The 11,436-nt window shown below is 50.8% G+C and carries 13 protein-coding genes; 2 read left to right on the forward strand and 11 right to left on the reverse strand.

Going from position 1 to position 11,436, the window contains the following annotated elements:
- Positions 1-27: 27 nt before the first annotated feature.
- From ABD836_RS04895 to rpoE, 4 genes are read right to left on the reverse strand one after another with little or no spacing between them, the layout of a single operon-like run.
- Entirely contained in the window at positions 28-519 is a 492-nt protein-coding gene (locus ABD836_RS04895) for a SoxR reducing system RseC family protein (RefSeq protein ID WP_344932919.1), read from the reverse strand.
- Positions 516-1,472, reverse strand: coding sequence for a MucB/RseB C-terminal domain-containing protein (locus ABD836_RS04900; RefSeq protein WP_344932922.1), 957 nt, complete (start codon positions 1,470-1,472; stop codon positions 516-518). Before ABD836_RS04900 ends, ABD836_RS04895 begins: the two co-directional genes overlap by 4 nt.
- 1 nt (position 1,473) lies before the next feature.
- Positions 1,474-2,049 carry a sigma-E factor negative regulatory protein gene (locus ABD836_RS04905; protein WP_344932924.1) on the reverse strand — a complete coding sequence of 192 codons (576 nt, stop codon included), beginning with the start codon at positions 2,047-2,049 and terminating at the stop codon, positions 1,474-1,476.
- Entirely contained in the window at positions 2,046-2,642 is a 597-nt protein-coding gene (rpoE, locus tag ABD836_RS04910; RefSeq protein WP_344932926.1) for an RNA polymerase sigma factor RpoE, read from the reverse strand. The genes ABD836_RS04905 and rpoE overlap by 4 nt, the downstream gene beginning before the upstream one ends.
- A gap of 217 nt (positions 2,643-2,859) precedes the next feature.
- Between rpoE and nadB the strand changes: the two genes are divergently transcribed.
- Positions 2,860-4,449, forward strand: coding sequence for an L-aspartate oxidase (gene nadB, locus ABD836_RS04915; protein WP_344932928.1), 1,590 nt, complete (start codon positions 2,860-2,862; stop codon positions 4,447-4,449).
- Positions 4,450-4,451: 2 nt separating this feature from the next.
- Here nadB and ABD836_RS04920 read toward each other — a convergent pair whose 3' ends face one another.
- Positions 4,452-4,886: a protein YgfX gene (locus tag ABD836_RS04920; RefSeq protein ID WP_344932930.1), complete on the reverse strand. Its 435-nt coding sequence runs from the start codon at positions 4,884-4,886 to the stop codon at positions 4,452-4,454.
- Positions 4,858-5,118: an FAD assembly factor SdhE gene (locus tag ABD836_RS04925; RefSeq protein ID WP_344932932.1), complete on the reverse strand. Its 261-nt coding sequence runs from the start codon at positions 5,116-5,118 to the stop codon at positions 4,858-4,860. Before ABD836_RS04925 ends, ABD836_RS04920 begins: the two co-directional genes overlap by 29 nt.
- A gap of 135 nt (positions 5,119-5,253) precedes the next feature.
- On the opposite strand from ABD836_RS04925, the gene ygfZ reads away from it, so the two are divergent.
- Positions 5,254-6,306: a CAF17-like 4Fe-4S cluster assembly/insertion protein YgfZ gene (gene ygfZ, locus ABD836_RS04930; protein WP_344932934.1), complete on the forward strand. Its 1,053-nt coding sequence runs from the start codon at positions 5,254-5,256 to the stop codon at positions 6,304-6,306.
- A 2-nt stretch (positions 6,307-6,308) separates the two neighbouring features.
- On the opposite strand, the gene ABD836_RS04935 is transcribed toward ygfZ, so the two are convergent.
- The 5 genes from ABD836_RS04935 to ABD836_RS04955 all read right to left on the reverse strand — a co-directional run bounded on the left by ABD836_RS04935 (position 6,309) and on the right by ABD836_RS04955 (position 11,436).
- Positions 6,309-7,148: an SDR family NAD(P)-dependent oxidoreductase gene (locus ABD836_RS04935; protein ID WP_344932937.1), complete on the reverse strand. Its 840-nt coding sequence runs from the start codon at positions 7,146-7,148 to the stop codon at positions 6,309-6,311.
- Between the two features lie 36 nt (positions 7,149-7,184).
- Positions 7,185-8,720 (reverse strand): flavin-containing monooxygenase, encoded by a 1,536-nt coding sequence (locus ABD836_RS04940; protein ID WP_344932939.1) that lies wholly within the window; start codon positions 8,718-8,720, stop codon positions 7,185-7,187.
- A 16-nt stretch (positions 8,721-8,736) separates the two neighbouring features.
- Positions 8,737-9,720 (reverse strand): alpha/beta fold hydrolase, encoded by a 984-nt coding sequence (locus ABD836_RS04945; RefSeq protein ID WP_344932941.1) that lies wholly within the window; start codon positions 9,718-9,720, stop codon positions 8,737-8,739.
- Positions 9,717-10,583 carry a metal-dependent hydrolase gene (locus ABD836_RS04950; RefSeq protein ID WP_344932943.1) on the reverse strand — a complete coding sequence of 289 codons (867 nt, stop codon included), beginning with the start codon at positions 10,581-10,583 and terminating at the stop codon, positions 9,717-9,719. The genes ABD836_RS04945 and ABD836_RS04950 overlap by 4 nt, the downstream gene beginning before the upstream one ends.
- Before the next feature lie 190 nt (positions 10,584-10,773).
- The gene (locus ABD836_RS04955) at positions 10,774-11,436 is read right to left on the reverse strand and encodes an START domain-containing protein (protein ID WP_344932946.1); all 663 of its coding nucleotides are present in this window, start codon (positions 11,434-11,436) and stop codon (positions 10,774-10,776) included.

The following is an 11,436-nucleotide window of genomic DNA, read 5'->3' on the forward strand; positions in this document are numbered from 1 at the left end:
AGCTGGGGGTCTAAGCTATGAATAGACTCAAACTGAATGGGGGGAATCAAATACAGAAACCGCTTGCGGTTGCGACGAGGCAGATTTCGCCAAGACCTTAGGCTGATATGCCGGATTATTACGATTTAATTGTGCATGTACCCGCAATACCGCCAAGCCTGCTATAAATCCAAATAAAGCGCCAGCGGCCGCCGCAATATCGCCAGTAAAAAACTGACTAACAGTTGCCATTGCGACCAACATAGTCACCAACGGTAGCAGATAGACTAACATCGCCCCGCCAACCAAAGCGCGCTCTGGAATTGCGATATCCACTTGATCGTCGAGCTGAAAATCCTCGGGGGACTGATTTTGCAACATCACCCGCAACTGATTGCGCCGTCCATCAAAGGCCTTGTTCATCAACCCTTGTCCACAACCCTTTTGGGCGCTGCAACTGCTGCACGTACTGCGTTGAATGGTTTCAACCCACAGGGCATCCGCATCGATGCCAACCACGCGACCAGTTTCCGTAATCACTGCGCGGCCCAGCTCAGGGATTTCGCGACCTGTTTGGCTGTTAACATCGGCACTTCACCGACTACCGTCGCAAAACTGCCGTGTTCTGGAAAGGCAACGGTGTAGCTCACTGAGGCACCGCGCCGCATCCCGCCCTCCACAATTGCCGAAGAACCGCCATTTTCGAGTGGAATTAAGGGCTCAACAAAGACGGACATCACCGCCAAGCCGTCAGTATAGGTCATACCAGCTTCATCATTGTTTTCAGATTGCGCCAAGGTGAATCCTGCGGGTATCCAATTTGGCCGCCAAGTACGTGACGTCGCCAGCGCTGCCTTATCACCCGACTTGGCAGCGCGATGCTGCACCTCCTTCGCGTCTTCAACCACTGCTTCGTCTGCAGAAATATCTAGATTTAACATGACGTACTGAAACCGCTCAAGAACCTTGCCCTGCTGATTCACAATATCCGACCGCAGTAGCAATCCGGTCTCTTTATCCAGTGACAGCTTATAACCTAAACGATAGACATCTCGAGGGCGTATCATCAATGTTATCGCGTCTCTACCAGCTACCCTGGCGGCACCTTTAACATCAATATCATAATAGCGGTAAAACCCCTGCTCCTCTTCACCGCCAAATAAACGGATTAACTGGGGACCGGGATGAACACATGTAACATCGTGGCCGTGGTAGACCAAATCTTGATGGCTACCGTCCAAAGACTCGAGGGACTCGAATTCTTTTCCGTCTCGAACTGTATGGGTAATCCTATAGCTACTAAGCTGATCACCCACTTGGTAACTAACTATTGCCCGGTAATTCAACTCGCGATGACTGTGCGTCATCTTGTTAAGTAAATCACTGCCTACGTCAACGCTGGGTTCAAGACTTTTCGCCTCGGACTCCGAGCTCAAGGTGTAGGCACTGCCAAACATTAAACTCATCGCAACAATGGCAAGCCGCAATCTCACGCTACTTGGACTCCTGAGACACAACCCGCGCATACGAAACCATGCCTTGACCATTATTAAACGCTGCACGGTCAGTATGTTTGCGCAAATAGGCTTCAAAACGCTTACGCGCTTCAGCATCGTCCTTAAGCAAAGGGCCCGCGGGAGAGCCTTGGGCCTGGGCGCTAACAGCAACACCACCAACTGCCGCACTTGCTTGAGCAGGATAAACTCGACCACTAAGCCCGTTATTATCGGCAAGCTTTGGCGTCGCGCCGCTGAACATGTTGCTGCCCATCGCCCCTACCACTACGACAGTAGCTACGCTCGCCGCAATCGCTAAACCAGAGAACACTTGTTTCCAGCTGGCTGTATTAGCCGCGGGCTGATCATCTGCAATCTCAGCCATCACTCGCGACGAAATATCCCACCCCGCAAAGCGCTGATCATTGCCTTTTAAAAGATCCTGGCTGCGATGTAATTCCGCCCACTCGGCGCGAATTTTATCGGGATCCGCACTAAGAATCCGCCGCAGTTCAAGTTCGTTGGTTTCACCATCCATCAATGCTGACAGTGACTCTCTAACGATATCGCTCATATTCCCACCTCTTCGCCACCAATCTGGGCCTTAATTCGCATGTCCAATGCCTCACGGGCACGAAATATTCGCGACCGAACCGTACCCACCGGGCAGTCCATGACCGATGCAATATCTTCATAACTCAGGCCGTCAAACTCACGTAAGCTCAAGGCAGAGCGTAAATCTTCAGGTAGTGCCTTAATCGCATCCTGCACCACCTTTTTCAGCTCTTCGCCAAAAAGATGATTTTCAGGTGTTTCAATATCTTTAAGGGCTGAGGGGCCATCAAAATATTCCGCATCCGCCGCATCGACATCCACGCCAGGCGGGCGGCGATTGCGCGCAACCAGATAGTTTTTCGCCGTGTTAATGGCAATCCGGTACAACCAAGTATAAAAAGCACTGTCTCCACGAAATTTTGGCAGCGCACGATACGCTTTCACAAAGGCTTCTTGGGCGACATCCTGTATCTCGTCGTTATCCTTCACATAGCGTGAGATCAAACCGAAAATCTTATGCTGGTATTTCAATACAAGTAGGTCAAAAGCGCGTTTATCGCCTTTTTGCACTCGTTCAACCAGCTGCTGATCCGTTTCTTTAGGCTGGGCCATATTTGCTCACCGTCAGCCCTTCGGCAGCATCTGTTGAGTAGACCGTGGTGGTCAAAAGAAGTTCTGTCATCGTATCCCTTTTTGGCAGTTAAGCCTTTTTATGCGGCCAAGCTGCAGGCAAATATTGGTAAGGCGGCGGTGTATCAGTATACTTTGCGCGAATTTACATCCCGAGCGGCATAATATAGCTGCACAGTGGCAGGAGCAAATACCGGGTATGAACCATTACCATTCACACGATGTTCTGGTGGTAGGCAGCGGCGCTGCGGGTCTCACTCTGGCCTTACACCTCGCCGCCAATGCCCGCATTGCAGTAATTTGCAAAGGCGAGCTCAACGGAGGATCAACCTATTGGGCGCAAGGCGGCATTGCCGCCGTACTCCACGATAGCGACACCGTTGAGGCGCATGTAAACGATACCCTCATCGCTGGAGCCCAACTCTGTCACGAAGACAGCGTGCGCTTTACCGTTCAAAATAGCAGCGACAGCATTAAATGGCTGCTGTCGCAGGGCGTGCAATTCAGTCGTTTTGAACAACACAGCGACACTTTCCACCTTACCCGAGAAGGCGGTCACAGTCAGCGCCGAATCATTCACGCCGCAGATGCCACGGGCCGCGCAGTCTCAGAAACCCTAACCCAGCGCGCCATCGAAAATCCAAACATTGAAATTTTCACTGGTCACGTCGCTGTCGACCTTGTGGTGCGCAATAATCGCTGCCACGGGGCCTATGTGCTCAATAGAGACAGCGGCCACGTCGGATTGTTCCACGCTAAAGTCGTGGTATTAGCCACTGGCGGCGCCAACAAGGCCTATCTCTATACCAGCAACCCAGACGGCGCCAGCGGCGACGGCATTGCAATGGCCTGGCGCGCGGGCTGCCGGGTCGCCAATATGGAGTTCAATCAGTTTCACCCAACCTGCCTTTACCACCCCAAGGCAAAATCATTTCTTATTACCGAGGCCATACGCGGAGAAGGCGGAAAATTACTTTCCGCCAATGGCGAGCGTTTTATGTTTCGTTACGACGAACGCGGTGAGCTAGCTCCCCGCGACGTAGTGGCGCGCGCTATAGACCACGAGATGAAACGCCTAGGTAGCGACTGCGTCTACCTCGACATTAGCCACAAGTCCTCAGAATTTTTACTAGAGCACTTCCCAACTATTAAAGCGCGCTGCTTAGAACTCGGGATTGATATTAGCCGCGAACCAATTCCAGTCGTTCCCGCCGCCCACTACACCTGCGGTGGCGTCATGGTTGATCAAACAGGACGCACCGATATTCCCGCGCTCTACGCCATCGGCGAGACGTCCTTCACCGGCCTGCACGGCGCAAATCGCCTAGCAAGTAACTCGCTGCTGGAGTGCTTTGTCTACGGCACCTCAGCGGCAAATGACATCCAAGGCCTACTCGACAACTTGCCCGAGCCTGAAATAGCAGCGCCCTGGGACGAATCACAAGTCACCGACTCAGACGAGGACGTTGTGATTTCACACAACTGGGATGAGTTGCGCCGCTTTATGTGGGACTACGTGGGAATCGTTCGCACCAACAAGCGCCTCCAGCGGGCATTAAACCGTGCGGCCCTCCTCCAGCAAGAAATCGACGAGTACTACTCCAATTATAAAGTGAGTAATGATTTGCTGGAGCTACGCAATTTAGCGGTTGTTGCCGAACTGATTATCCGCTCAGCCTTAGAGCGAAAAGAGAGTCGCGGTCTGCATTTCACCCAAGACTACCCAGAAACCTTAGAAAAAGCTGAAGACACCATCCTTATTCCAAAGAACTATCGGCAGGAAAGCTAAAATCAAGCGATCGAATAGCGAGCGTGGCGGGCAATGACCCGCAGGCGCCGAAAGGATTGAGAATCAATTTGGTCGGCAACCACCGCAATGTTCAGGCGCCGGCCCCGGGTATCACGAAACAGAAGTACAACGAAATACGGAAAAATAGTCGCGCCGCACCACTCCACATTTTCATAATTCTGGCTGCCACTGCGTAAGACCTGCCAACAATTATTCGCAAACTTTAATTCAGCTAGAGACTGCAAGCCTGAAAATGAAACAAAGCGCCGCCAGTAGTAGAGGCATGACGCCACAACTACAAACACACCAAGCACCGCAAATGACACCGGCAAAACCGCCAGCATAGCCCACACCACCAGCGCATGAACCAGCAGCAAATAGCCCGCCAGCCAGCGCGAAGGGGTTAAATCAAGCTGAAGCGGCTTTGGCGTGCGCATTGATAATGCGAACAATTTTGCACAATTCTGGATCTTCGGGCTCTACCCGGCCCAGGAACCAGCTAAACAGCTCGGTGTCTTCACACTCAAGAAGTTTGATAAAGCGCTGCTGATCCGCCTCATCAAGTTCACGAAAGCGCTTTTGAACAAAAGGCTCCATGACCAAATCTAATTCCAGCATGCCGCGACGGCAGGCCCAGCAAATTCGCTTGAACTCGTTTTCCGAAACCATTATTTTCCACTACGTCACTGCAGCGCTGAGATAACAGCGTGCAAAACGCGTATTATACCGTCAATCTGCGGCGAGCACACAGCGTGCGCGCAACAGTAAGGCATTTAATCTCGACCGTTTTATCATTGAGACACTATGAACGAATTTTGGCAGCACCTAAGCGACACCTATCCAGACAGCCGAATCAACCGTGGCTACTGGCAGCTGAACGAGCAAACTGCTAATGGCCAGCTCAGCACCGACAAGCTGCAAATTTGCCCGCTAAGCCAATACGGCTTTCTCGCAATCGAAGGACCTGACAGCAGTAAGTTTTTGCAAGGTCAGACCACCTGCGATTGGCGAGCAATAAGCACAGAGCAAGCTTCGCTGGGGAGTTACTGCAATATTAAAGGCCGCATGGTCATCAGCTTTCTGGCGGGCATGGCATCGCCTGAGTCTGCTTTACTAAGGCTTCATGCCGACACAGCCGACAGCGGCCGCGACACCCTTGGCAAATATATCGTGTTCTCCAAAGCAAAAATCCGTAACGCCGGCGCTGAGCGCGTTGCCATCGGCATCAACGGTAAAATGGCTCGTCAAAGCTTAATGACGATATTTGACACTTTACCAAGTCAAGCCATGGCGCAAGTCAGCAGCGACAATGGGATTATTGTGCAATTGGACGAGGCCGGCGAGCGTTTTGAATACTGGGGGTTGTGCGCACAGGCAATCGCACTCTGGCAGCAGCTAAGTTCAACGGCCGAAGTCTGCAGCGCAAATTATTGGGAGGCACTCAATATTTCCGCCGGCATCGGCGAAGTCTGCGCCAATAGCCAGGACATGTTTATTCCTCAAATGCTGAACTACCAGGTAATTGGCGGCGTGAGTTTTAGCAAAGGCTGCTATACGGGGCAGGAAGTCGTTGCCCGCATGCAATATCGTGGCAAGCTAAAACGTAGGCTCTACAAGGCTGAAGTAGCTGAGGCTGCCCGCAACTACCCCGCTGGGACCGAGCTATACAGTGGCGACAGTGGCGACAGTGGCCAAAGCATCGGCAATCTAGTGAGCATGGTAAACGGCGATACCAGCAGCACCCTGCTGGCGGTATTGACTGCAGAAGCGGTAACGGACGGCAACATTCATTTTGCCGACAGCTCCGCAGCACTTAGTATTGAAGAGCTTCCCTACCCGGTCCCGAGCAAAGACTGATTTTAAACCCGCTTGAGGGCCATTCGCGCGCCGACATTCATAATTGGCACCACTAAGCGGTCATAGCAAGCGGGAAATAAACGCTGAATCTTATCTAAAAACCATGCGTCGCTGCCGATTAAAACCCGTGTTTTTGACTTTCTCATGCCCCACATAATTTTCTTTGCCGCCTGCTGTGGAGTAGTGGCAGCAATACTATTAAATAGCGCTGCGGTTTTATCGACATCGGCCGCATTGCCCGTAATTGAGTGCAGGTGGCGGCCGTTATTTGCGATATTGGTTTGAATGCCGCCAGGATGAATCGTTACAACCTTTACAGCAGTGTCCCGCAGATCTTGCCGCAAAGACTCCGAGTAGCCTCGTACAGCAAACTTAGCTGCATTATAGGCTGACTGCGACGGCACCGACATTAACCCAAACAACGAGGAAATATTCACAATACACGCCTCAGGCCGGCGCAATAACTCAGGCAAAAACGCTTCGACGCCGTTAATCACGCCCCAGTAATTAATATTAAACAACCACTCCATTTGCGCCCGAGGCTGCTGCGCAGCATGACAGCTTAACGCGACGCCGGCGTTATTAATCACGCCGTCTACATCGCCAAAATGATTTTTAACCTCGGCCGCCCAGGCGTGGACCGCCGCTTCCTCACTCACGTCGACTTTTGAGAGTAATAAAAACTCGGCACCGGCAAATTCACGTAAGGACTGTAAATTAGCTTCATCCACATCAGACGCCGCAACCCTTGCCCCACTCGCCAGCAGACCTTCAACCAAAGCGCGACCGATGCCTGACGCGGCGCCACTTACGGCAATAACCTTATTCTTAAAACTCTTCACAACATCCCCTTCCCAATATTGTTTTTATTCCTAGTACTAACTCGCAGCGGCCATTTCATTTACCGGCGACCCATCGCTAACATCAGCATCGCCGACTTCAATAAAGCGGTATTCAGCGCTATTAAAATGTCGTGTACGCAGCCGATATTGCCACGAAAAGCTCGGCCACAAGGTGGTGTTTTTACCATCAGCGGTCAAATACCAACTATTACAACCAGAGGTCCACGTGGTCCCTTTGAAACGCCGCTGCACATCTTCATTAAATGCTTTTTGCACCTCAGGCTTAATATCAATATATTCATTCGGATTGCCACGCAAAGTGCGTAAATATTGCAATATGTAACGGATTTGCGACTCGATATAAAAAATAACAGAGGTGTTACCCGGCCCAGTGTTCGGCCCCATGATGTACAACAAATTGGGGTAGCCAGAAACCGCCATACCTTTGTATGCTTCAGAACCACTCGCCCAGTCTTCATTTAAATCCCGACCGCCCAGGCCACGCACAGGCATTGGCGCGCCAGAAACCGGCACTTTAAAACCCGTGGCTAAAATAATCGCATCCACTTCTAAACGCTGCCCATCGGCGCCGTATATGGCATTTTCGTCTAGATGGCTAACACCTGTTGTCACTAGATTCACGTTATCTTTAATAACGGCAGGATAATAATTATCTGATAGCAGCACCCGCTTGCAACCCATAGCATAGCCAGGTGTTAACTTCGCTCTAAGTACCGGGTCGGCGACCACTTTCTTGAGATAACGACGCCCCATGAACTCACCAAAGCGGGTCAAAAAGCTGTCCCACATAAACGCAGGTACCACACTCTCGCCAAGTAAGTACTGAGCATTGCGAAGCAGCTTTTGTAAAAATGGCCAGCGTCGAAAATGCGCTTGCCGAACAGGCCTTTGAGGACCATCGAATTTAGGCATAACCCATGGTGGCGTGCGCTGAAACAAAGCCAATGATGCCACTTTGGGTTGTATAGCGGGCACTACTTGAATTGCACTCGCACCGGTGCCAATTACCGCCACGCGCTTGCCTTCAAGCGTGTAGTCCGGATCCCACTCGGCGGTGTGCATTACTTTCCCAGCAAATTTTTCAATACCTTCAATTTTGGGGTATTGCGGAATATTCAAGGCGCCGATTGCTAGCACCACAGCGCGCGCTTTAGCCTGCCGACCGTCGCTAAAATCAATCGTCCACACGCCACTATTCTCATCAAACTCAAGCGCACTTACCGATGCGTTAAATGTAATGTGCCGCGATAATTGGTACTTCTTTGCACAGTGCTGAAGATAGCGATATATTTCTTCTTGCGGACCATAACTACGGCCCCAATCCGGATTCGGTTCAAAGGAAAAAGAATACAAATGGGACGGCACATCGCAGGCGGCGCCGGGGTAAATATTATCGCGCCACACACCGCCAACATCGCTGGCCTGCTCGTAAATTACAAAATCTCGAACACCCTGCTGCTGGAGCCGAATCGCCAAACCCATGCCACCGAAACCGGCACCGATGATCGCAACTTCAACAACCGCCGCAGCGTCATTATTATTCTTAGACATTGTCTTATCTCACTTCTTAATTGGCACGCCAAAAGTCATGCAATATGCGCGACGTTAAGCTGGGCACTTCAAGCATCGGCAAATGGCCCACCGAAGGTAAAACCATGGCCTTCGCATTCCCGATCTGCTCACAAAAGACGTCGGCGCAGTTAACATCGAGCACCTGATCGGAGTCGCCCCATAATACAAGCGTGGGCGCACCTATCGTCGCCAAACTGACATAGGTATCTGCTAAGGACTCAACCAACTTGCCAAACAAAAAATCGTTAAGGGCTTTGCGTTGACTCATCGCGCCACCCATCAATATACCGAGCAAAATACCAAACCATCGTTGCCGCGGGTGCATGGCGATCGCGAAAACCTGCCACGCATCACGGGCCTTTGTTGGCGCCAAATAATTGACCCCGGCAGCGATGCCACTTTCCAGTTGTGTGATGTGCTTGCCCGGTGCGCCAGCGGAATTCATTAAGCAAAGTTTATTGACTAAGCTCGGATGCCGCGCCGCTATTTGCGCCGCAATTGCACCACCCATCGAGCTACCAACAAAATGCGCCCGTTCCACCCCTATCTGTTTCAGCCACAGCGCCAAACGATCCGCCTGTGCGGCCAAGTGATACTCAGCCTCAAATATAAAATCACTCTGTCCAAAACCGGGTATATCTGGCACCACTAGATAGTAGGTTTTTCGTAATTTAGCCGTGAGGTAGGCCCAATTTTCTTTACTAGAACCAAAGCCATGGAGCAGCACCACAACCGGGCCAGATGGACAGCCACCGGCCCAGTACTGCAACCTATGACCGTCAACGTGGCAAAAATCACTTTTCAGGCCAGCCTGCCGTGCAAACAATGGCAGCAACCGCTGCCACAAATTGGGTTTACGATGCCATGACCTAAGGGCCTTGGCATCAATATTGGCAAGCGGCGTGTTCTGAAATTGCTCATGCAGCGCGGTAAATGACGCCAGTGCAGCGTCATTTACATCAGTGCGGCCACTTGTCATGCTGCAGCGCCCGCGGGAGCGCCGTAGCCATCAACCTCAGCCACAAGCTCATCTACGCCATCAAGGAAATGGGCGTTGTTGTGATCCCACGGATGAAAGCCTGGCTTGAAATAATCCAGCCAGTCTGGAATGGTGCGGCGTAGCACACCCGGTGAGCCCCAAAGGAAGTTCATCACTTTAAACCAGCCACGTATATTCAGCGCTTGGCCTTCTTTGCGGACCAAGCCAATATGAAACGGAATGACCAATAGCCAAAAGGTAAACGTCGCCGTTAACAAGGCGATACAACGATGGATATAACCCAAAACTCCGCCGCCCATCACTTGCTGAAAAACATCGTAGGCAACAGCTTTATGCTCAGTTTCTTCAAGCGCATGCCATTTCCACAATGCAGCAAATCGTGGCTCAGCATCTTTGAGAATACGCGGTTCACTCAATACCATGTTCGCGAGAATTGCGGTGAGATGCTCTAGCGCAATCGTTCCCGCCAATTGTGTAATCTTGGGTGAATAACGACCCAAAAATTTCAGCAATCCCAAAACAAAGCGACCATAACGATCGGCGGGCAAGCCTTTATCCACTAAGGCCTGATTGTATTCCTCATGCTCCCGGCCATGCATCGCTTCTTGACCAATAAAGCCACGCACAGACTCCTTAAGCTCAGGGTCTTGAATGCGACCCCGATAATGACGGACGCTATCGATGAAAAACCGCTCACCGTCAGGGAAGAAAATCGATAATGCATTAAAGAAATGCGTTATATGGGCGCCACCTGCATGCCAGTCACCGATACGATCCTTTGGCAGTTGGAACTCGAGATTGCGACGAACAGGTTGCACTATTTTGTTGTTGAGACCTTTCATAACACACTCCTTTATAAAACATTTTATTATGTAACATCGATGTGTGTAACGTTAATCTTGCCATCAATTGATGTCAAGTTAATTTCATTAAAAAATGTACAGCTTTCGATAACAAAAATTGCTAAGTCATTACAAAAAAATAACGGCCGAGATAAATATCTAGGCCGTCACAATCAAGCACAGAACATGCTTAAAACGGGTTGAAATTCGCGTACTGCGGCTTGGTAACGTGTTTGCGGAGCGCCTTAAGCGTTTCGAATGGATTATCAACGATTTGGGTGTTCACCAACGATGCAGGCAAGCCACCACCTGGATTCAGGTGTAACTGAAAAATCACTTTGGTCTGTCCATTGGCGAGCGGACTCAATTCAAAGAAACCTTGCACCCCCTCCATACGAACCACCCCGTCTGCTTTTGGCATCGCCGCTTGCGCTGTTTTCGGCAGCTCAGCGAGGGGCACAGAACTTAGCTTCACCAAAGTGATACGGGTTTGCGGGTCTTGGCTGATCTCATTGCGCAAAATCATATCCCGATCCTTTGCCGGCCACGGGAAATCATTCTGCAAATATTGATAGCGATCCAACAAACTGGCTTTATACAATAAGACCGGCGATTTACAGTTATACATCCAGTGCACAAAATTGGGCGTATCATCTAAAACAGCCATAAGCTGATTCAGCTCAGCGTCAACCACGCCCACACCACGAAAGGCCTTATAGTCACTACCCGAAATTTTTCCGGTGTAGACCTGTATATTATCGGCGTCTTTCGCCAGCTCCCACTCGGTCGCCGCAATAGTACCTGCAGAAAGAACTAAACCGAGAAACAAAAAAAACGGTTTTATTTTAAGCAT

The sequence above is a fragment of the Zhongshania borealis genome, from assembly GCF_039539625.1.
GTDB lineage: Bacteria > Pseudomonadota > Gammaproteobacteria > Pseudomonadales > Spongiibacteraceae > Spongiibacter > Spongiibacter borealis.

Coding starts and splice junctions, on each gene's coding strand:
- nadB (WP_344932928.1), top strand. CDS start 2,860: ATGAACCATTACCATTCACACGATGTTCTGGTGGTAGGCAGCGGCGCT.
- ABD836_RS04920 (WP_344932930.1), bottom strand. CDS start 4,886: ATGCGCACGCCAAAGCCGCTTCAGCTTGATTTAACCCCTTCGCGCTGG.
- ABD836_RS04945 (WP_344932941.1), bottom strand. CDS start 9,720: ATGACAAGTGGCCGCACTGATGTAAATGACGCTGCACTGGCGTCATTT.
- rpoE (WP_344932926.1), bottom strand. CDS start 2,642: ATGGCCCAGCCTAAAGAAACGGATCAGCAGCTGGTTGAACGAGTGCAA.
- ABD836_RS04955 (WP_344932946.1), bottom strand. CDS start 11,436: ATGCTTAAAATAAAACCGTTTTTTTTGTTTCTCGGTTTAGTTCTTTCT.
- ABD836_RS04950 (WP_344932943.1), bottom strand. CDS start 10,583: ATGAAAGGTCTCAACAACAAAATAGTGCAACCTGTTCGTCGCAATCTC.
- ABD836_RS04940 (WP_344932939.1), bottom strand. CDS start 8,720: ATGTCTAAGAATAATAATGACGCTGCGGCGGTTGTTGAAGTTGCGATC.
- ABD836_RS04905 (WP_344932924.1), bottom strand. CDS start 2,049: ATGAGCGATATCGTTAGAGAGTCACTGTCAGCATTGATGGATGGTGAA.
- ygfZ (WP_344932934.1), top strand. CDS start 5,254: ATGAACGAATTTTGGCAGCACCTAAGCGACACCTATCCAGACAGCCGA.
- ABD836_RS04925 (WP_344932932.1), bottom strand. CDS start 5,118: ATGGTTTCGGAAAACGAGTTCAAGCGAATTTGCTGGGCCTGCCGTCGC.